A 21,611-nucleotide genomic window follows, 5' to 3' on the forward strand; every position below is an offset into this window, starting at 1 on the left:
TAACATGACTGAAACCCTGGAAAAAGTTCAGGATGACGAAAATGGATAATATGAATACAGGAAGCATAACTTCAAGTAATATAGACTCCTCCACAGAGGGAAGGCGGGGAGAGGGCCGACTCCTAAAACTTTCCGGTTTGGAACCTTTGGTGATCACACCAGATAGCAATTTTATAAATGTAGGAGAGCGTACCAATGTTGCCGGTTCCAGGAAATTCCTGCGACTTATTAAGGAAGAGAAGTTCGAGGAGGCTCTTGAGATTGCCCGGGAACAGGTAGAAAACGGCGCCCAGATCATTGATGTAAATATGGATGATGGTCTAATCGATGGTAAAGAAGCGATGGTGAAATTCCTGAATCTCATTGTGGCTGAGCCTGATATTTCCCGTGTTCCTATTATGATTGATAGCTCCAAATGGGAAATTATAGAAGCCGGACTTCAGCTGGTTCAGGGGAAATGTGTAGTGAATTCCATTAGCCTGAAAGAGGGTGAGGAAGAGTTCATCGCTCATGCAAAAAAGATCAGGCGATATGGTGCTGCCGTGATCGTCATGGCTTTTGATGAAGTGGGACAGGCCGATAATTTTGAGCGCAGAATCGAGATTGCCAGGCGCTCCTACGATATTCTGGTGAATATAGTAAAATTCCCACCCGAAGATATCATCTTTGATCTTAACATCTTTCCTGTGGGGACAGGAATGGATGAGCACAAAAGAAATGCGATCGACTTTATTGAAGGTACTCGCTGGGTCAAAGAAAATCTGCCCTTCTGTAGCGTAAGTGGTGGAGTGAGTAATGTCTCATTCTCCTTCCGCGGAAATAATCCTGTGCGGGAAGCCATGCATTCCGTTTTTTTATATCATGCGATCAAAGCGGGTATGAACATTGGCATCGTAAACCCATCCATGCTGGAAGTATATGATGAGATCCCGAAAGATCTATTGGAACATGTAGAAGACGTGATTTTAGATCGTCGGGAAGATGCTACCGAGCGTTTACTGGATTTTGCCGAAAATGTTGTTGGACGAAAAAAGGAAAATAAAGTAGATCTATCCTGGCGTGAAAAACCTCTGCAGGAAAGAATTACGCACGCACTTGTAAAAGGTCTCGATGCCTATATTTTGGAAGATATTGAGCAAGCCCGTATTGAAGCTGAAAAACCTCTGGATGTGATCGAAGGTCCTTTAATGATCGGGATGAACGTAGTGGGTGATCTCTTCGGAAGTGGTAAAATGTTCCTGCCGCAGGTAGTAAAATCTGCCCGCGTAATGAAAAAAGCGGTCGCACATCTGCTTCCTTATATCGAAGCCGATAAATCTAATAAAAGACAATCGGCTGGAAAGGTTTTAATGGCCACGGTAAAAGGTGATGTACATGATATTGGGAAAAATATCGTGGCGGTGGTTCTGGGATGTAATAATTACGAGATCATAGATCTTGGTGTGATGGTACCTCCGGAAAAGATCATCGAAACTGCTAAAAAAGAGAAGGTAGATGTGATTGGACTTAGCGGACTCATTACTCCGTCGCTGGATGAAATGGTGTTCCTGGCAAAGGAAATGGAACGCCAGCATTTTTCTGTGCCCTTGTTAATAGGTGGCGCAACAACTTCCAAAGCACATACCGCAGTCAAAATAGATCCGCAATATAAGAATGCCGTGGCGCATGTAAATGACGCTTCCCGGGCGGTGACGGTTGTTGGACAATTACTGAAGGCGAGTACAAAAGAACAGTACAAAACCGATCTTAAAACCGACTATGATACATTCCGCCTTAATTTTAAGAAACGGAGTAAGGTCAAATCTTTTCTAAGTATAGAGGAAGCCCGAAAAAATAAATTTCAGATCGACTGGCAGAATGCCGAGATCAGCAAACCAGCGAAACCGGGTATACAGGTCATGGAAGATTTTGATTTGCAAAAGTTGGTCGAGTATATAGATTGGAGCCCGTTTTTTAGAAGCTGGGATTTACATGGCCGTTATCCTGATATTCTGAATGATGAACTAGTCGGCGAGCAGGCGCAGAGTTTATTCGATGATGCGCAGATCCTTTTGAAACGTATTCTGGAAGAAAAGCTGCTGAAAGCCAGGGCGGTTTTTGGTTTGTTTGAAGCAAATACGGTTGAAGACGACGATATTCAAGTAAAATTCTCTGAAAATCAGGAAAAGAAAACTGCGACTTTCAGAACACTTCGTCAACAACTTAAAAAGCACGGGAATCAGCCCAATTTCGCATTGGCAGATTTTATAGCGCCGGAAGAAAGTGGAGTTCAGGATTATATAGGTTGTTTTTGTGTGACTACGGGATTTGGAACCCAGGAATTAGCACAGCAATTCGAAGCGCAACATGACGACTACAATTCGATCATGATCAAAGCACTGGCAGACAGGCTGGCCGAAGCTTTCGCGGAGTACCTTCATCAAAAGGTAAGGACGGAAGACTGGGGTTATGCTGCTGCTGAAAACCTTAGCAATGAGGCTTTGATCAAAGAAGAGTATAAAGGAATCCGGCCAGCGCCTGGATATCCTGCCTGCCCGGATCACCTGGAAAAATTGAGCATTTGGGAGATCCTTCAGGTGAAGGAAAGAATTGGGGTCGAGCTTACCGAAAGTCTGGCAATGTGGCCCGCCGCAAGCGTAAGCGGATATTATTTTGCTAATCCTGAAGCCAGATATTTTGGTCTGGGTAAGATCAAGGAAGACCAGGTTAAGGATTATGCGACAAGAAAGGAAATTGATTATCATAAAGCTGAAAAATGGCTGAATCCAAACATCGCAGAGTAACAAGGACTCTGGAGATGCTGCGAGATAAACCATAAAAAAAGACTATAGTTTCCCTGGTTACTGAAATAGTCCAGGAACTTAAAATTTTGAATTGAAAAATCTGCGTTAGGGATTGCAGCGGTATCCTTTTAGCACCGAGCTGAGCCTGTCGAAGCTTTGTGATAAAAGATTCAGCGAAAAGCCCGGCCCGTAGGGCAACGCGCAAATTGAAATAATTACCAATATCATGAAGATTACCGAACATCTGGAAAAGAGCAGTGGAGAGACCGTTTTTTCTTTCGAAATCCTGCCGCCTTTAAAAGGATTTAATATTCATTCGATCTATGAGAATATTGATCCTTTGATGGAATTTAATCCACCGTTTATTGACGTGACGTATCACCGGGAAGAATACGTGTTTTCGGAGCGTGAAAACGGACTCCTGGAAAAAAAGATCGTTAGAAAACGTCCAGGGACGGTTGGCATCTGTGCTGCGATCCAAAGCAAATACGGAGTGGATGCGGTGCCTCATATTCTTTGTGGAGGTTTTACCAGAGAAGACACCGAGAACTTTTTGATCGACCTGGATTTCCTGGGAATCAAAAATGTGGTGGCACTTCGAGGGGATGCGGTAAAAAGCGAAACCTATTTTAAGCCTGAAGCGAACGGTCACCAGTTTGCCAGTGAACTGGTGGAGCAGATCAGGGATATGAATGAAGGTAAATATCTGGATGAGGTGATCGAAAAAGGTCATAATACCGACTTTTGTATTGGTGTTGCCGGTTATCCCGAAAAACATATGGAGGCTCCAAGTATAGATTCTGATGTTCGGCGCTTAAAACAAAAAGTAGACGCCGGTGCTTCATATGTGGTAACCCAGATGTTTTTTAATAACCAGCGTTATTTCGAGTTCGTGGATAAATGCAGGGATCAGGGGATCAATGTGCCAATTATCCCGGGATTGAAACCTTTGGCAACTAAAAAACAATTGAGTTTGCTACCGCATAGATTTCATGTGGATCTACCTGAAGCTTTAATTCATGAAGTCGAAAAATGTGAAAATAACCAGCAGGTAAGACAGGTTGGTGTAGAGTGGTGTATACAGCAAAGCAAGGAGCTTATTAAAGGTGGCGCACCGGTTTTGCATTATTATTCCATGGGAAAAAGCACCAATATCAGGCAAATTGCGGAAGCTGTTTTCTAAGGTCAAACTCTGGCGGAATTATATTCGTAAATATGTTAGATTTGTCTGCGTATGAAAAGAATCCTCCCCGCTCTGCTTATGTTTTTCAGCCTGTTCTTACTGGCACAGGAGGAAAAACCTGAAAAATATTACTCATTCGATGCCAGTTATTTCTACGGAAGCATCCTCGAGCATAATCCTGATATTGCACATTTGATCGATGAGCACCAGGAAGGTTTTTTGCTGAGTGTGAACCGTAAAACCTACGGACTCGAAAAATGGGAGAGTCGCTATAATTATCCGGATTTTGGATATTCCTTTATTTATCAGGATATGAAAAATCAATACCTGGGAGAAAATTATGCTCTTTATGGTCATTTTAGCTTCTATTTCCTGCAGCGACTACTCATGTTTCGAATAGGCCAGGGAGTTGCCTATGCTACCAATCCTTACGATGCTGATACCAATTACCAGAACAACGCTTACGGAACCCGATTTTTGAGTTCTACTTATCTTATGGGAAATATTCATAAGGAAAAGATCGTGGGTGGCCTTGGGTTAAATGCAGGAGTCACGATCATTCATTATTCCAATGCAGACATGGGCTCCCCAAATCATAGTACCAACACTTTTACATTCAATGTTGGAGTAAACTACCTGCTGGACCATAAGGAACATCCAAACTACATTCCAAGAGGTGAAGAAGTGAAATACACCGAGCCATTTCATTACAATTTTGTCTTGCGAAGTGGTGTAAATACTTCAGGCGTCATTGGCTCACCCAGATTACCGTTCTTAACACTTTCAGCGTATGCAGATAAGGTGCTGAATCGTAAAAGCACATTACAGGGAGGAGCAGAGTTATTTTTCTCAAGATCCCTGGAAGAATTTATCAGGTACCAGTCTGTGGCATTTCCGCAGAAAGGAACGTCTGGCGATGAAGATGCGAAACGAGTGGGATTATTTCTAGGTCATAAACTTACCTTCAATAAGATGTCCCTGATCACGCATCTCGGTTTTTATGCCTATTATCCTTACGATGATTATGTGGATCGAGTGTATAACCGCATGGGTTTACAGCGTGATTTTTCAGACGACTGGTTTGCTTCGGTCACCGTGAGATCCCACGGCGCGAATGCCGAGGCGGTTGAATTTTCAATAGGTTACAGATTATGAAAAAACTGATATTCTTATTCTTCGGAATAGTTCTCTTAAGTTGTGATTCTGAGGATGCTAATGACTGTTTCCAGAAAGCAGGCGCGATCACTTCAGAAGAAATAGTACTGGAAAGCTTTGATGAGATCCTGGTTTATGACAAGATCAAATTGTTTATTGAACAGGGGGAACAGCAAAAAGTGGTTGTGGAAACCGGTGAAAATCTAAGAAACGAAGTTTCAGCCCAGGTGATCGACGGTCAGTTAGTGTTACGAAATGAGAACGATTGCAACTTTGTTCGCGATTTTAATATTACAAAGGTTTACGTTACCATACCCGATCTCACTTACATAAGACATGCCGGAAATTTGATGATCGAGAGCGTAGGAACGCTGCGACTTGATGAGCTGTGGCTGGTTTCAGAAAACCAGGATAAGGATATAGAAGTCTATACCAATGGTGATTTCAAACTGGATCTGGAGGTACAGAACTTCCGGATCACCAGCGATAATTACTCGCATTTCTTTCTTACCGGAAAGGTGGAAACTTTCGACGGATTCTTTGCTGCCGGCGACTCGCGGCTGGAAGCGAGAGATCTTATTGTACAGCATTATGACCTGTTGCACCGCGGGACGAATAAGTTAATTATCAATCCGCAGCAATCTCTAAAGGCCGATTTGTTCAGCTACGGGGATATCATTTCGGTAAATCGGCCGCCAGAGGTCAGTGTGACCGAGCATTTTGAAGGAAGGCTTATTTTTGAATAATTCAGGAATTTTTAAAATTTGGGCGTTTCCCTTCGGGCCGGGCTTTCCGCTCTATCTTTTAACCCGAAGCTTCGGCAGGCTCAGCCTCGTGCTAAAAGGATGCCGCTGCAATCCCTAACGCGAAGAATTCTAAATCAATATAGTTTAGATATTAGCGAGCATTTTCCGGTTAATTTCAGAAGCCAAATCTTTTGAATAATTCGGGCATCTTTAAAATCTGGGCGTTTCCCTTCGGGCCGGGCTTTCCGCTGTATCTTTTAAACCGAAAGTTCGGCAGGCTCAGCCTCGTGTTAAAAGGATGCCGCTGCAATCCCTAACGCGAAGAATTCCAAATCAATATAGTTTAGATATTAACGAGCATTTTCCGAATAATTTCAGAAGAGACAGTTTTTGAATGATTCAGGAATTAAGATCTGGGCGTTTTCCTTCGGGCCGGGGTTTCCGCTGTATCTTTTAACCCCAAACTTTGGCAGGCTCAGCTTCGTGTTAAAAGGATGCCGCTGCAATCCGTAACGCGAAGAATTCCAAATCAATATAGTTTAGATATTAGCGAGCATTTTCCGAAGAATTTCAGAAGAGACAATTTTTTGAGAATTGTTATGATCTGGGCGTTTCCCTTCGGGCCGGGCTTTCCGCTGTATCTTTGAACCCGAAGCTTCGGCAGGCTCAGCTTCATGTTAAAAGGATGCCGCTGCAATCCCTAACGCGAAGAATTCTGATTCAATATAGTTTAGATATTAACGAGCATTTTCCGAATAATTTCAGAAGAGACAATTTTATGAGAATCTTTCAGTTTTGGGCGTTTCCCTTCGGGCCGGGCTTTCCGCTGTATCTTTTAACACAAAGCTTCGGCTGGCTCAGCCTCGTGTTAAAAGGATGCCGCTGCAGTCCCTAACGTGAAGAATTCTTGAACAGGTATAGAGTTGAAGCTGTATTAATGGTTTTAAAAGCTATGCTCCAGTCAATTTATTTCTGAGTAAGTTCAGCAAAAAGAGTTTCCAGGTTTTTGGTCTTTTGATTAAGCTGTAACGTTTTGAGTCCGTTATCATGAGCGAAATCAAATACAGCCGGACGCATATCTTTTTTGGAGTCGAATACCAGCTCATAAGTAAAACCGCCCGTATTCTTTGCAGAGATCATTCCGGGAATCTTTTGGAGGGCAACTTCTTCAATGCGGTAATCGAATTCCACAAAGATCACCTGTTCTTTCTCATTCCGAAGATCTTTGAGGTATTTATCGGCAACAACCTTTCCTTTGTTGATGATGATCACCCTATCACAGATCGCTTCCACCTCACGCATGATATGAGTAGAAAGAAATACCGTTTTTCCCTGCTTACCATCCTGGCCATCTTTACCAATAGAACTAATCAGGGATCTTATCTCAATCAATTGATTAGGATCGAGTCCCGTAGTTGGTTCATCGAGGATCAAAACCTCCGGATCATGCAGCAGTGCAGCCGCAAGACCAACACGTTGCCGGTATCCTTTCGATAATTGTTCTATTCTTTTATTCGCTTCAGGCGTAAGCCCCGTAAGTTTGATAACTTCTTCGATCCTTTTTTTCCCTGCAGAAAATATGGATGCCTGGAACTGCAAATATTCCCGAACATACATTTCAGTATACAAAGGATTGTGCTCCGGCAGAAATCCAATACTATGCTGTAGATCTGCCAGCTGTTTCTCCAGTGTGAAATCATTGATCCTGGCTTCCCCGTGATCTGCAGAAAGATAGCCGGTAAGGATTTTCATCAAGGTGGATTTTCCTGCACCATTGGGTCCAAGAAACCCAACAATCTCCCCGCGGCCAATTTCAAAGCTTATATTATCCAGCGCCTGCTGATTTCCAAAGCTTTTTGAGATGTTCTTTACGTATATAGACATAGATAGTGACCAAAATTAGGAATAAATCTTCAGAGAACTGACTGATTATCTTTCAATGTTAATAGTCAATTTTCTAGTATTAAATCGTATTCTGTAAATTTTTCACATCAATTTTCAGAATATGGGAAAAGTTCCAATTTGAAGCAGGTTTAATTTTGAGTCTTGAATATTAGTACTAATTTAGTAATTCATAATTATTGTAAATGACAAGCTTAATTAACTGGAACGCATTCTATTATTTTTATTTCTATACCAGGAATAGAATCGGGAATGCTATATGATTAAGTAAGCTAAAATTATATAAAAGTCTCGATCTTAGATCGGGACTTTTTTTTTGGAAAAAAATGAGAAAAGTCGGAATTCAGGGTATTAAAGGGTCATTTCATCACCTCGTGGTGATGGATTATTTTGGAGAGCGAACTGCTGTGGCGCAACATATGTCATTTCAGGATCTTTCTATAGCGCTGGCTTCCGGTGAAACTACCGAGGCAGTGATGGCGATCGAGAACAGTATCGCTGGTTCAATTCTTCCCAATTATGCTTTGATCAACGAATACAAGCTTAAAGTCATTGGTGAACACTACACCCCGGTACACATGAATCTGATGGCGGTAAAGGGTCAGAAAATCCAGGATATCAAGAAAGTGTATTCTCATCCCATGGCCTTATTGCAGTGTAAGGAATTTTTTAAAAAACATCCGCACATTAAGTTGATCGAAGAAGCAGATACGGCCGAGGCAGCCCGAAGAATAGCTTCGGAAGAGAAACTGAAAGTTGCAGCGGTAGCAAGTGCTGCTGCGGCGAATATGTATGGTCTCGAAATCATGGCTTCAGGCATTCATACCATCAAATCCAACACCACGAGATTCCTGGTTCTGGGAACAAAAGAACCAAAACCGAATGGTGAAATTCTGGATAAAGCATCCCTGAAATTTGATTTGAAGAGTGATCGAGGAAGCCTGGTTTCAGTCCTTAATATTCTACGGGATTCTTATTTAGATCTAACGAAAATACAGTCTTTGCCCATTATAGATGAACCATGGAAATATTCATTTTTTATAGATGTGATCTTTGAGAAAAGAGATGATTTTGATCGTGCGATGGACGTATTAAAGTTAATGACCGAAGACCTTAATATTTTAGGAATTTACAAAAGCAGATTGTCATGAAGACAGCAAAAAGACTGGAAAGCATACAGGAATATTATTTTTCCAAAAAACTAAGGGAAGTAGCAGCTTTGCGGGAACAGGGACAACCGGTGATTAATCTTGGAATTGGAAGTCCGGACCTTGCGCCACCACAGCAGGTTGTAGATGCGATGCAAAATGGACTCGATCATTCCAAAGCGCATCAATACCAGCCCTATAAAGGCATACCCGCCTTAAGAAATGCCATGACCGGCTTTTATGCTCGTTTTTTTAATGTAGAGCTTGATGCTGAAAATGAAATCCTTCCGCTTATGGGAAGTAAGGAAGGAATTATGCATATTTCTATGGCCTTTGTTAATAAAGGAGACATAATACTGGTTCCGGATCCAGGTTATCCTACCTATACTTCAGTTTCAGGATTATTACAGGCCAAAGTTCGTAAGTATGAGCTGGATGAGTCGCAAAACTGGTTGCCAGATCTGGAAGCTTTGGAGCAACAGGGACTTGAGAATGTAAAAATCATGTGGGTGAATTATCCGCATATGCCTACCGGTACCAGCGCGACCATAGGTATGTTTGAAAAACTGACCGCATTTGCTGAAAAACACAAAATTCTTGTAGTCAATGATAATCCCTATAGTTTTATTCAGAATGCAGAACCATTGAGTATTCTTAATACCGATAAAAGGAGTGAATATGTGATGGAGCTCAATTCGCTCAGCAAGAGTTTCAATATGGCTGGCTGGAGAGTTGGAATGCTCGCCGGAAGCGCAAAAAATATCGAAGCAGTTCTAAAAGTAAAATCCAATATGGATAGCGGGATGTTCTATCCTTTACAGGCTGGTGCAGTACAGGCGCTTCAGCTCGAAGAGGAATGGTTTGTAAATTTGAATAAAATTTACACCTCCAGAAAAAAGAAGGTGATGGAACTGGTAGAAGCCTTGAATTGTAAGGCGGCACCAGGGCAATCAGGACTTTTTATCTGGGCGAAAGCACCTGCCGGTCAAAGTGCAGAAAGCCTGGTAGATGAATTATTATATCAAAAAGATCTGTTCGTGACACCTGGTTTTATCTTTGGGGAACAGGGCAGGAATTATGTTCGTTTTTCTCTTTGTGCTACGGAAGAAATGATCGATGAAGCTTTAAAAAGAATTAGATCATGAAAGTATATATAGTGGGAGTTGGATTGATTGGCGGCAGTTTTGCACTTGATCTGAAAGAGAGCATGCCAGGAATTGAAATTGCCGGAATAGATGGAAATGAGGATCACCTCAAGCAGGCGCTGGAATTGGGTTTTATTGACAGCATGTCTTCCATGGAGGCTATTGATGAAGCCGACCTGGTGTATCTTGCTATTCCAGTTGATGCGAGCATTCAGGTGCTTCCAGAAATTCTAAACAGCGTAAAAGATGATTGCGTGGTGATAGATGCAGGTTCCACCAAAGAAAATATCTGCAGGGTAGTGGAGAATCACAGGAAAAGAAGAAATTTTCTGGCTGCTCACCCCATTGCCGGAACTGAGTTTTCTGGACCACAGGCTGCGATTCACGGATTGTTCAGAAATAAGACCAATATCATCTGTGAAGTAGAAAAAACGGCTTTTAAGCTTCAGGAAAAAGCACTGGAGGTATTTCAGAAGATAGGGATGAGGATACGTTATATGGATGCCCGGTCACACGACAGGCACATAGCGTATGTTTCTCACCTATCGCATATCAGCTCTTTTATGCTGGGGAAGACCGTGCTGGAAAAGGAAAAGAACGAGCGGGATATATTTGATCTTGCCGGTAGTGGTTTCGCTTCTACGGTACGACTCGCGAAAAGTTCTCCGGCGATGTGGACGCCTATATTTAACCAGAATAAAAAAAATGTCCTGGAAACGCTGGATGAGTATATTCTGAATCTTCAGAATTTCAGAAAATTGATGCAGGAAGACAACTTCGATCAACTATACCAGGAAATGGATCGAACCAATCATATTAAAGAAGTATTAAACGGAATAAATAAGAACGAAGAATTAAAATTAGAGGAGAATGGAAAATAAAAAAGAACTCAGAGGCTGGTTAGACAATTTCAACCTTTCTCACCCATTGGTGATTGCCGGCCCGTGCAGTGCAGAAACCGAAGAGCAGGTACTAACGATCGCTCACCAGTTAAAAGACAGTGACGCCACTGTTTTACGTGCAGGAATCTGGAAACCAAGAACGCGCCCAGGAAATTTTGAAGGGGTTGGAGCCTTGGGATTGAAGTGGCTTCAGAAGGCGAAAGAAGAAACCGGAATGTTAACAACGACTGAAGTTGCAAACCCAAACCATGTGGACCTTGCATTAAAACATGATGTTGATATTCTCTGGATTGGAGCCCGAACTACAGTTTCTCCCTTTATCGTACAGGAGATCGCAGATGCTTTAAAAGGAACAGATAAGATCGTGCTGGTCAAGAATCCTGTGAATCCAGATCTGTCTTTATGGCTTGGAGCTGTAGAGCGTTTACATACCGCTGATATTAACAATCTTGGGGTAATACATCGTGGATTCTCTGCTTACGAAAAGACAAAATACCGTAACAACCCGGAGTGGCAGATTCCTATTGAATTACAGAATAAATTTCCAGATCTTCCTTTGATCCTGGATCCTTCGCATATCGCAGGAAGAAGAGATATCATCTTCGATCTTTGCCAGACCGCTTTAGATCTTAATTATGACGGGATCATGGTGGAAACTCACCATACTCCAGACAAAGCATGGAGTGATGCGGCTCAGCAAATTACGCCTGCTGCCTTAATACAGATGATGGAAGATCTAAAGGTGAGAAAAGAGATTTCCGCAAGCCAGGATTTTCAGAATAAACTAACGGCTTTGCGTTCCAAGATTGATATTACCGATAGTCAGATTCTAGAGATTTTGTCCAAGCGTATGAAAATTTCCGAAGAAATAGGACAGGTAAAGAAAGACCAGAACGTAGCCATTCTGCAAACTAAAAGATGGAACGAGATCCTTGGGAAAATGGTACTGGAAGGTGAAGATAAAGGCCTGAGTGAAGAATTCGTTTTAAGATTATTCAAAGCCATTCACCAGGAGTCCATCAACCACCAGCAAAAAATCCTTGATGCTTAAGATGATATCACGCTACCCGGTAGCTTCATAAATTAATGCCTAAATTTGCCTAAAGAAATTGTTAGATATGAATAGTTTAGCTTAATGCAGGGTGTTGTTTACAAGTCTACCGGGAGCTGGTATCAGGTAAAAGCCGAAAACGGCAAATTTTATGAATGCCGTATCAAAGGAAAGTTCCGGATACAGGGAATTAAAAGTACGAACCCGGTAGCCGTTGGTGATGTGGTAGGTTTTGATGTGGAAGATGGAGATGAAGAAACAGGAGTGATCAAGAAGATCATTGAGCGGGAAAACTATATTATCCGGAAGTCGGTTAATCTTAGTAAGCAAACACATATTATTGCCTCGAATGTGGATCAGGTTTTTCTGTTGATCACCCTTAACAATCCGCCTACATTAACCACATTTATAGACCGCTTTCTGGTAACTGCGGAAGCCTACGATATTACTGCAATTCTATTATTTAATAAAGTAGATACCTATAGTATCGAGGAACTTGCAGAGGTGAGATATCTGGCTGAACTCTACCGAAGCGCCGGCTATGAATGTATTGGGATTTCAGCGAAAGAAGGCAAGAACGTAGATAAGGTAAAGGAAAAAATGATTGGAAAAATCAGTATGATTTCGGGTCATAGCGGTACTGGAAAATCCACCCTTATCAATGCAATCGAGCCAACTCTCGATCTTAAAACTTCAGAAATTAGCAGGCAGCACAGTCAGGGCCAGCATACCACGACTTTCGCTGAAATGTTTGACCTTCAATTCGATGCAAGGATCATCGATACTCCAGGAATCAAAGGTTTTGGGGTAGTGGATATGGAGAAGGAAGAAATAGGCGATTATTTTCCTGAATTTTTCCAGCTAAAACAAGATTGCAAGTTTCATAATTGTTTGCATCTCAACGAGCCAAAATGTGCGGTGAAAGATGCCCTGGAAGAAGGTGAGATTGCCTGGTCGCGGTACAAAAGTTATTTGCAGATCATGGAAGGTGAAGATGAAAACTATAGAGTAGATCAATACCAGAAATAATGCGAGCAGTAATTCAACGAGTATCAGAAGCCTCGGTCACAGTAGATCATAAAGTATGCGCTGTCATGCGTGAAGGTTTATTAATCCTTCTTGGTGTAGAGGGAGAAGATACCCAGGAAGATATTGACTGGCTATGCCGTAAGATCATCAATATGAGAATTTTTGGGGATGATGAGGGCAAAATGAATGAGTCTCTCAAAACGGTGGATGGAGATGCTATTGTTGTAAGTCAGTTTACCCTACACGCCAGTACAAAAAAAGGAAACAGGCCCAGTTTTATAAATGCTGCCAAACCTGATATCGCCGAACCATTATACCAGGATTTTGTAAAGTCCTTCGAAAAGGAATTTGGTAAAAGCGTTGGGGTAGGAGTTTTTGGAGGAGATATGAAAGTATCCCTGCTCAATGATGGTCCTGTAACAATTATCATCGATTCGAAAGAAAAGCGTTAAAAAGAGTTAATTTTTTATATATTGCGGACTGAACTAACCTATTTTCAGCTTAATGCGCAAAAGAATCATCACTTTTTTGCTGCTGGTCTGCATGTCATTCATGTATTCCCAGCAAGAATATTCTATTTTAAAAATTTCCCCGGAATTATTGGAAAATGCAGATGCGGTCGTTCGCAAGATGCATACAAAACTCGTTGTTGAAGACATAGATAAAGTTGTAGTATATACTACGCGGATAGTCACTGTTTTCAATGAGAATGGTGAATACTTCATAGATGCCTTCCAGCATCATGATGTAGGCCAGGGTATAGAAAAACAACAGGCCATCATCCTTGACGCTATGGGATATGAAGTTGATAAGTTCAGGAAAAAGGACTTTTCTAATGTGAGTGCTTTTGGCTCCGGAACTTTATTTGCAGACAATAGGGTTAGTTATCTGGATTATAACGCCCGAACCTATCCTTACACAGTGATCTATACCAGCGAATTTGAAAATGAAGATACCGTATTTCTCAATCAGTGGTTCCCTTTAGAAGGTTATAATGTAAGTATTGAAGAATCTGTCTATGAACTTGAAAATCCCGATGGGCATGCTCTAAGATTCCAGGAAAACAATTTTGAAGATCTAGCCATAGAAAATCATTCGACTGGGAATCATTATCTCTACAAGTTAAAGAATATTAAAGCCCGAAAACACGAAGATTTCGAGCCTTCCTTTCGAAATACAACGCCCAACTTACTTTTTAGCCTCGATAAATTTGAGTTGAAAGGCGTTGCTGGGGAAACCAGAGACTGGAAACATTTTGGAAAATGGATGTACGATCATCTTGTTGCAGAACATGATCACCTGCCAGAGAGCACCATTAAAAAAATGGAGGATTTGACCGCTGGTGCCAGTAGTATAGAAGAGAAGGCCAGACTAATTTATCAATACGTTCAGGAGAATACCCGTTATATTTCTGTGCAGTATGGCATTGGCGGCTGGGAACCGGAAACAGCCATGAATGTGGACAGGCTGGGTTATGGCGACTGTAAGGGATTAACAAATTATACAAAAGCCTTGCTAAAAAGTCAGGGGATCGAGTCTTATTACACCGTAATCCATGCAGGCGAATCAAAACGTCATATAGAGCCAGATTTTACCATTATGCAGGGGAATCATGTGATCCTTAATATTCCTGCGGAAGATGGTACAGATCTATGGTTGGAGTGTACGAGCCAGACCACACCTTTCAATTATATAGGGGAATTTACAGATGATCGCTATGCGCTTAGAGTTTCCGAAGATGGTGGAGAAATAGTACGTACAAAAAAATATATGGCTTCAGATAATGTACAGGCGATAGACTGCGATATTCAGCTGGATGTAAATGGAAATTTTGAGGCTGTTTTTACGCGCACTTCGGAAGGAGTGCCTTATGGTGAATACTACAGACTCCAGAGAGAAAACGAAGATGACCTGAAAAAGTACTATAGAAATGAATGGGGCAGACTTCAGAATTTAAACTTTGAAGATATTGAGTTCCATGATGACCGCGTTGCTATCCAGTTTCAGGAAGAACTGAAGTTTAGCGGTAGCAGGCTGGCAAGTCCCGCTGGCGAAAGATTGCTGGTTCCGCTCAATTTTATTCAGCAGGGGAACATCATGAAGAAAACATCGCAGGAGCGAACCATGCCTTTTGTGTTCGAACGTGGAAAAACCTACAAAGATCACTTCAGCTTTAAAATTCCGCCTGGTTACGAAATCGAAGCATTACCTGGAAGTGACGAGATCGCTTCAGAATTTGGGGAATTCAGTATAAACATAAGCGCTTCCGGAGAAGATAATAGCATAGAAGTAGACAGAGTGCTCATTATTCAGGAAGGGGAGTGGCCAAGTGATCAATTCCAGAATTTCACCCAGTTTATAGATAAAGTAAATACCCTGAATAACCTAAAAGCGGTAATCGCCAAATCCAAAAAATCCTAACCATGACCAAATACCTGTTAATCCTCAGTTTTTTAATCCTGAGTTGCACGACCTATGCCCAGAATTATAAATTCGGAAAAGTTTCAAAAGATGAAGTGGCCCAGCAGCAACATGATAAAGATCCTGATGCGAACGCTGCCGTTTTATACAAATATCAGCGTACCTACTATGATTATAAACAAAACACCGGATTTTTTGTGGTAACCGAATATCACGAAAGAATCAAGATCTACAATAAAGATGGTTTTGACTGGGCAACGCATCATATAAATGCCTATAAAGGCGGTTATGAGGAAAGTGTTTCTGGAGTAAAGGGAGTTAGCTATAACCTTGAAAATGGAAAAATTACAGAAACCAAACTCGAGCGGAAGGATATTTATGAGAACGAAGCAAGTAAATATCGCGTCGTAACCACGTTTACCATGCCTGCTGTAAAGGAAGGAACGGTGATCGAATATGAGTATAAAAAGATCAGCGACCAGATCACGACTTCGATGGATCGTATCAACTTGCAGTATTCAATTCCTATAGATAAACTAAGTGTAAGCGTGACCATTCCGGAATATTTAAATTTCGGAGTGTATAACAATCCCAAGGCAGCATTTTATGCGAAGATCAAGCAGGGAACCAAGCCGTATAAAAGATCCTTTTCAAACAATCAAAGAAATTCTTCCTACGGCGGAAAGGTTGTTAGTCATTCTACCAGTAACAGCGTGCTTGATTATACGCAGAATACCTATGAGATCGACCAGGAAGATATTCCTGCACTTAAAGCTGAAAGTCATGTAGATTATATGGATAATTATGCAGCGTTTCTGGACTGGGAATTAAAGTTCACCAAGTTTCCAAATTCTCCTATCGATAATTACTCGCAAACCTGGGAAGGTGTTTCCAAGTCTATCTACAATGATAGCGGATTCAAAACAGAATTGCGAAATCAGCGATTTTTTGATGATGAGATCGATGCTCTGCTTGGCACTCTTACCAACCAGGAGCAAAAAATGCATAAGATCTTTAATTTCGTAAAACAGAAAATGACCTGGAATGATTACGTGGGTTACGTAGCTGAAAATGGGCTTCGGGAATCTTACGAGGAAGGCGCTGGAAATACGGGAGATATCAATCTTTTACTGGTCTCTATGCTAAAGTATGCCAATATCGACGCAAACCCGGTCCTGGTAAGCACTGTTAGTAATGGAATTCCTTTATTTCCAACAAAGAATGGATTCAATTATTTGATCGCTGCGGCTAAAATCGGCGATAAAATGATCCTGATGGATGCGAGTGATCAATTGGCGATTCCCGGAGAATTACCTAAAAGAGCAAGAAACTGGCAGGGTAGAATGATTCGTGAAGACGGTACTTCAGAATGGGTGAACCTGCAACCTTTATACTTTTCAGAAAATAAGACGAGGCTGAATGTACAGCTGGAAGAAAACGGAATTTCAGGGAAATATTTTAATAATCTTCATGCTCTTTACGCTAGAGACTTCAGATTAAATCATGGTAATTTGAGCGATGCCACGACAAATTTGGAATCGGCACTAAGCAATTATTCCATTTCCGAAGTAAGCATCGAGAACTTCGAGCAACTGGGGGAAGTAATTCAGAACAGCTATGAATTTACTACAGAAAGCGGTCAGGATGTGATCGGGGATAAGATCTATGTCAAGCCAATGCTTTTTGATGTGACTTCTGAAAATCCCTTTAAAGCAGAGACCAGAACACTTCCTGTTTATTTTGATTTTCCAATGAAAAAACATCACCAGGTAAATATGTTGATTCCTGAAGGGTACGAAGTGGAATCGCTGCCACAAAGTGCCATGGTAAAATTAAAGGATGCCGCCGGAGAATTTAAATACCTGGTAAAGCACAGCAATAATGTGATTAGAATAGAATCTGAAGTGAATCTGGCGCAAACGATCTTTGCCTCAACAGACTATGAATACCTTCAAAAGTTTTACGACAACATTATCAAAAAACAAAATGAAAGCATAGTTTTGAAGAAAATTTCAGCGAATGGACTTGAAGAACGCGCAGAAAGCGGTAGATAACTGGATACAGGAACACGGAGTGAGATACTTCAATGAGCTCACGAATATGGCCCAGCTAACAGAAGAAGTGGGAGAGGTTGCACGTATCATCGCCCGTCGTTATGGCGAGCAAAGTGAGAAAGAAAGTGATAAAAATAAAGATCTTGGAGAGGAGCTGGCAGATGTGGTATTCGTAGTACTCTGCCTGGCAAACCAGACAGGCATTGATTTGCAGGACGCATTTGATAAAAAGCTGGACCTTAAGACAAAGCGTGATAAGGACAGACACAAAAACAACCAAAAACTGCAGTAATGAAGTTTAAAGAAATGATCTCTGAACGTCCATTCTGGAAGTCGGTTTTCTGGCTTGGACTTTCCTTCCTCGTTCTGTATAATGTGATCACGATGCTATTTGAGTACGGCGGTTTTGAATTTACAAGGTTCTTCGAGGAGCGTACGGCAAACGGGAAATTAGCACGTTTTATCATTGGACAGTTGATCGCTTCATTCCTGTATGGGTTTATTTTGTCGTTTGGACAGTTTCGCAGTAAAGAAAAGAAAGAGTAATTTCGTAATTCATCTTTACGAACTCTCATGAATCTATCCCTACATACCGAAGAAAAGAACCTGAAAGCAGCACTTCAAATCACTGGTTCCAAAAGTGAATCGAATCGTTTGCTCATTCTACAGGCCTTGTACCCGGAAATTTCGATCGAAAATCTTTCGAACAGTGATGATTCTGAAGTATTGAAAAAAGCCCTTGAGAAGGGAAACGGGATCATCGACATACATCACGCTGGAACAGCCATGCGTTTTTTAACGGCTTACTTCGCGGTAAAAGAGGGTTGTGAAGTAGAACTTACCGGTAGCAAGCGAATGAAAGAGCGACCTGTTCGATTGCTCGTGGACGCTCTACAACGTATGGGTGCCGATATCACTTATAAAAATGAAACAGGCTACCCGCCATTACTCATCAAAGGAAAAAAACTACATGCTTCTTCGATAAAGCTGGAAGCCAATGTGAGCAGCCAGTATATTTCAGCATTGATGCTTATTGGTGCAACCTTACCAAAAGGTCTGGAGATCATACTTGAAGGTCCGGTCACATCCACTCCTTATATTTTAATGACGCTGGAAATTATCAGGCAGGCTGGGATTCAGGGCAAATTTGTAAAGGACAGGATCTTTATAGAACCTCAGAAATCTGTAAAACCGGTGGGTATTCCTGTGGAGTCAGACTGGAGTTCGGCTTCTTATTTCTATAGTCTTGCCGCTATTTCTGAAACTGCGGAAATTCAGCTTAGCAACTACCGGAAGGAAAGCAGGCAGGGAGATTCATCCCTGGCTGAAATTTATAAGCAGTTTGGAGTAGAAACAATCTACAGCGACCATAGTATCACACTGAAGAAAACAGGGAATACACGTACCCGAAGCCTGCGGGAAGATCTTCGAAATTCTCCGGATATTGCTCAAACGATCGCCGTTACCTGCCTTGCTACCAATACAGAGTGCATGCTCACGGGTTTACATACTTTAAAGATCAAGGAAACCGACAGACTACAGGCTCTCAAAAATGAAATTGAAAAATTTGGGACAGAAGTGAGAATCACCGGGGACAGTCTTCATCTAATCCCGAATCCTGTGTTGAACAAGGACGTCGAGATCCAGACTTATAATGATCATCGTATGGCGATGGCTTTTGCTCCGCTCGCTCTAAAAACAGATCTACGTATCATGGAGGCAGAGGTGGTTTCTAAATCCTATCCAGATTTCTGGCAGGATCTTAAAGAACTTGGCTACACCTGTAAAGAATAGAATTATTCTATAAATAAACCTGCATTTACTTGACATCGCCTATGTTGAGATTGTATATTTGCAGCTTTTAAAACAGGAACTATGGGAATGAAACTTTCGAATTTCAATTTTGAACTGCCTCAGGAACTATTGGCTGAATATCCTACTGAAAACAGGGACGAAGCAAGACTAATGGTTCTAAACCGTAAGGAGCAGACGATTGAACATAAAAAATTTAAAGATATAATTGATTATTTCGAGCCGGAAGATGTGATGGTTCTTAATAATACAAAAGTTTTTCCTGCGAGGCTCTTCGGAAATAAAGAGAAAACCGGAGCCAGAATTGAAGTTTTTCTACTCAGAGAACTGAATCCTGAAACTAAATTGTGGGATGTACTTGTAGATCCTGCACGAAAAATAAGAATTGGTAATAAATTATACTTCGGAGATGACGAAAGTCTTGTAGCTGAAGTGATCGACAATACAACTTCAAGGGGTAGAACACTACGTTTTCTTTATGATGGATCTTACAGCGATTTCAGACAGAAACTAAAGGATCTTGGTCAGACTCCGCTTCCAAAGTACATCAAAAGAGAAGTTGAGCCTGAAGATGAAGAAAGATACCAGACGATCTACGCTAAAAACGAAGGTGCTGTAGCAGCTCCAACAGCCGGATTGCATTTTTCCAAACACCTGTTGAAGCGTCTGGAAATAAAAGGAGTGGACTTTGCTGAAGTAACACTTCATGTGGGACTGGGAACTTTTAGCCCGGTTGAGGTTGAAGACCTTTCCAAGCACAAAATGGATAGTGAAGAAGCTTTTATTGAAAAGAAAGCTACAGATGTGATCAATAAAGCAAAACGTGACAAGCGTAGAGTTTGCGCTGTGGGAACGACTGTAATGAGAGTGCTGGAAAGTGCTGTTTCTTCAGATCAGACTTTGAACGAATTTGGTGGGTGGACCAATAAATTCATCTTCCCTCCATACGATTTCAATATCGCAAATTGTATGATCACGAACTTCCATACTCCAAAATCTACGTTATTGATGATGATTTCTGCATTTGCTGGTCATGATTTTATGAAAAAGGCTTATGAGGAAGCAGTAAAGGAAAAATACAGATTCTACACTTACGGTGACGCAATGCTGATCATCTAATGAGTCTGAATTAAAATTTTAAGGCCATAATCCTGATAAGGTTTATGGCCTTTTTTGTAAGCTTAAATCTGGTAATAGACTGAAGCTTCGGTAATAACTTTGTAATTTAGCAGCGTGAAAGACAGGAAAAAAGACATACGTGCATTAACCAAGCAGCAATTGCAGGATTTCTTTGTGGAACAGGGAGATAAATCTTTTCGTGGAACGCAGGTGTATGAATGGCTATGGAATAAAGCAGCGCATTCTTTTGGCGATATGACGAACTTATCAAAATCTACCCGGCAAATGCTGGATGAGAATTTTGTGATCAATCATATACGTGTAGATCGAATGCAGCGTAGCAGTGATGGCACCATCAAAAATGCCGTGAAATTACATGATTCCCTTACCGTCGAATCTGTTTTGATCCCGACTAAGACCAGGACTACAGCGTGTGTGTCCTCTCAGGTTGGTTGCAGCCTGGATTGCCAGTTTTGTGCCACGGCAAAATTGAAACGTATGCGTAACCTGAATCCTGATGAGATATACGATCAGGTAGTTGCGATCGATAACGAAAGCAGACTGTACTTTGACCGCCCTTTATCCAATATCGTATTTATGGGAATGGGCGAGCCTTTGATGAATTACAATAACGTAATGAAGTCTATTGAAAAGATTACTTCCCCGGAGGGTCTCGGGATGTCACCGAAGAGAATTACCATTTCGACTTCGGGCGTTCCAAAAATGATTAGAAAGCTGGCAGATGATGAAGCAAAGATCAAACTGGCCGTTTCCCTGCATTCCGCCAGAAATGAAGTGCGCACCCAGATCATGCCTTTCAATGAAACTTTTCCCTTGGAAGACCTTCGAGCTTCTCTGGAATACTGGTATTCTAAAACCGGAAGCAGGATTACTTACGAATATATCGTATGGAAGGGAATAAACGATACGCGCGAAGATGCCCAGGCGCTGGTTCGTTTCTGCAAATATGTTCCCTGCAAGGTAAATCTTATTGAGTACAATCCCATCGATGACGGGAATTTCCAGCAGGCATCTGGCGAAGCGACAAATATGTATGAGCAAATGCTGGAGAGAAACAATATTACGGTTACGGTAAGACGTTCGAGAGGTAAGGATATTGATGCAGCCTGCGGACAGCTCGCTAATAAATCGGCCTGATGA

18 protein-coding genes are annotated in these 21,611 nt (G+C 41.6%); 17 read left to right on the top strand and 1 reads right to left on the bottom strand.

Going from position 1 to position 21,611, the window contains the following annotated elements; all coding sequences use genetic code 11:
* Positions 1-41 precede the first annotated feature (41 nt).
* The 4 genes from metH (at position 42) to G529_RS0103920 (ending at position 5,867) form a co-directional block, all read left to right on the top strand.
* A complete protein-coding gene (gene metH / locus G529_RS0103905) occupies positions 42-2,783 on the top strand; it encodes a methionine synthase (RefSeq protein ID WP_084509745.1) in 2,742 nt (913 codons plus the stop codon).
* Between the two features lie 226 nt (positions 2,784-3,009).
* Positions 3,010-3,966, top strand: a complete 957-nt coding sequence (gene metF / locus G529_RS0103910; protein ID WP_026914304.1) for a methylenetetrahydrofolate reductase [NAD(P)H] — start codon at positions 3,010-3,012, stop codon at positions 3,964-3,966.
* A gap of 51 nt (positions 3,967-4,017) precedes the next feature.
* Entirely contained in the window at positions 4,018-5,121 is a 1,104-nt protein-coding gene (locus G529_RS0103915) for an acyloxyacyl hydrolase (protein WP_026914305.1), read from the top strand.
* The gene (locus tag G529_RS0103920; protein WP_026914306.1) at positions 5,118-5,867 is read left to right on the top strand and encodes a head GIN domain-containing protein; all 750 of its coding nucleotides are present in this window, start codon (positions 5,118-5,120) and stop codon (positions 5,865-5,867) included. The genes G529_RS0103915 and G529_RS0103920 overlap by 4 nt, the downstream gene beginning before the upstream one ends.
* Positions 5,868-6,833: 966 nt before the next feature.
* Here G529_RS0103920 and gldA read toward each other — a convergent pair.
* Positions 6,834-7,751, bottom strand: a complete 918-nt coding sequence (gene gldA, locus G529_RS0103925) for a gliding motility-associated ABC transporter ATP-binding subunit GldA (RefSeq protein ID WP_026914307.1) — start codon at positions 7,749-7,751, stop codon at positions 6,834-6,836.
* 344 nt (positions 7,752-8,095) lie between these two features.
* On the opposite strand from gldA, the gene G529_RS0103930 reads away from it, so the two are divergent.
* The 13 genes from G529_RS0103930 (at position 8,096) to rlmN (ending at position 21,608) form a co-directional block, all read left to right on the top strand.
* Positions 8,096-8,920 (top strand): prephenate dehydratase, encoded by an 825-nt coding sequence (locus tag G529_RS0103930; protein ID WP_026914308.1) that lies wholly within the window; start codon positions 8,096-8,098, stop codon positions 8,918-8,920.
* Complete coding sequence (locus G529_RS0103935) at positions 8,917-10,062, top strand: pyridoxal phosphate-dependent aminotransferase (RefSeq protein ID WP_026914309.1); 1,146 nt, start codon at positions 8,917-8,919, stop codon at positions 10,060-10,062. The genes G529_RS0103930 and G529_RS0103935 overlap by 4 nt, the downstream gene beginning before the upstream one ends.
* Entirely contained in the window at positions 10,059-10,943 is an 885-nt protein-coding gene (locus G529_RS0103940; protein ID WP_026914310.1) for a prephenate dehydrogenase, read from the top strand. The genes G529_RS0103935 and G529_RS0103940 overlap by 4 nt, the downstream gene beginning before the upstream one ends.
* A complete protein-coding gene (locus tag G529_RS0103945) occupies positions 10,933-12,015 on the top strand; it encodes a bifunctional 3-deoxy-7-phosphoheptulonate synthase/chorismate mutase type II (RefSeq protein ID WP_026914311.1) in 1,083 nt (360 codons plus the stop codon). Before G529_RS0103940 ends, G529_RS0103945 begins: the two co-directional genes overlap by 11 nt.
* A gap of 84 nt (positions 12,016-12,099) precedes the next feature.
* Entirely contained in the window at positions 12,100-13,044 is a 945-nt protein-coding gene (gene rsgA, locus G529_RS0103950) for a ribosome small subunit-dependent GTPase A (RefSeq protein ID WP_026914312.1), read from the top strand.
* Positions 13,044-13,496 (top strand): D-aminoacyl-tRNA deacylase, encoded by a 453-nt coding sequence (dtd, locus tag G529_RS0103955; RefSeq protein WP_026914313.1) that lies wholly within the window; start codon positions 13,044-13,046, stop codon positions 13,494-13,496. The genes rsgA and dtd overlap by 1 nt, the downstream gene beginning before the upstream one ends.
* Before the next feature lie 52 nt (positions 13,497-13,548).
* Positions 13,549-15,465: a DUF3857 domain-containing protein gene (locus G529_RS15430; protein WP_084509733.1), complete on the top strand. Its 1,917-nt coding sequence runs from the start codon at positions 13,549-13,551 to the stop codon at positions 15,463-15,465.
* A gap of 2 nt (positions 15,466-15,467) precedes the next feature.
* Complete coding sequence (locus G529_RS0103965; RefSeq protein WP_026914314.1) at positions 15,468-17,519, top strand: DUF3857 domain-containing protein; 2,052 nt, start codon at positions 15,468-15,470, stop codon at positions 17,517-17,519.
* On the top strand, positions 17,485-17,811 hold the full coding sequence (locus G529_RS0103970) for a nucleotide pyrophosphohydrolase (protein WP_026914315.1): 327 nt from the start codon (positions 17,485-17,487) through the stop codon (positions 17,809-17,811). Before G529_RS0103965 ends, G529_RS0103970 begins: the two co-directional genes overlap by 35 nt.
* Positions 17,811-18,065: a hypothetical protein gene (locus tag G529_RS0103975; protein WP_026914316.1), complete on the top strand. Its 255-nt coding sequence runs from the start codon at positions 17,811-17,813 to the stop codon at positions 18,063-18,065. The genes G529_RS0103970 and G529_RS0103975 overlap by 1 nt, the downstream gene beginning before the upstream one ends.
* Positions 18,066-18,092: 27 nt before the next feature.
* Positions 18,093-19,313 carry a 3-phosphoshikimate 1-carboxyvinyltransferase gene (gene aroA, locus G529_RS0103980; RefSeq protein WP_026914317.1) on the top strand — a complete coding sequence of 407 codons (1,221 nt, stop codon included), beginning with the start codon at positions 18,093-18,095 and terminating at the stop codon, positions 19,311-19,313.
* Positions 19,314-19,400: 87 nt separating this feature from the next.
* A complete protein-coding gene (queA, locus tag G529_RS0103985) occupies positions 19,401-20,450 on the top strand; it encodes a tRNA preQ1(34) S-adenosylmethionine ribosyltransferase-isomerase QueA (protein WP_026914318.1) in 1,050 nt (349 codons plus the stop codon).
* Positions 20,451-20,564: 114 nt separating this feature from the next.
* Positions 20,565-21,608 (top strand): dual-specificity RNA methyltransferase RlmN, encoded by a 1,044-nt coding sequence (rlmN, locus tag G529_RS0103990; protein WP_026914319.1) that lies wholly within the window; start codon positions 20,565-20,567, stop codon positions 21,606-21,608.
* Positions 21,609-21,611 lie beyond the last annotated feature (3 nt).

The organism is Christiangramia portivictoriae DSM 23547 (assembly GCF_000423045.1).
Taxonomy (GTDB): domain Bacteria; phylum Bacteroidota; class Bacteroidia; order Flavobacteriales; family Flavobacteriaceae; genus Christiangramia; species Christiangramia portivictoriae.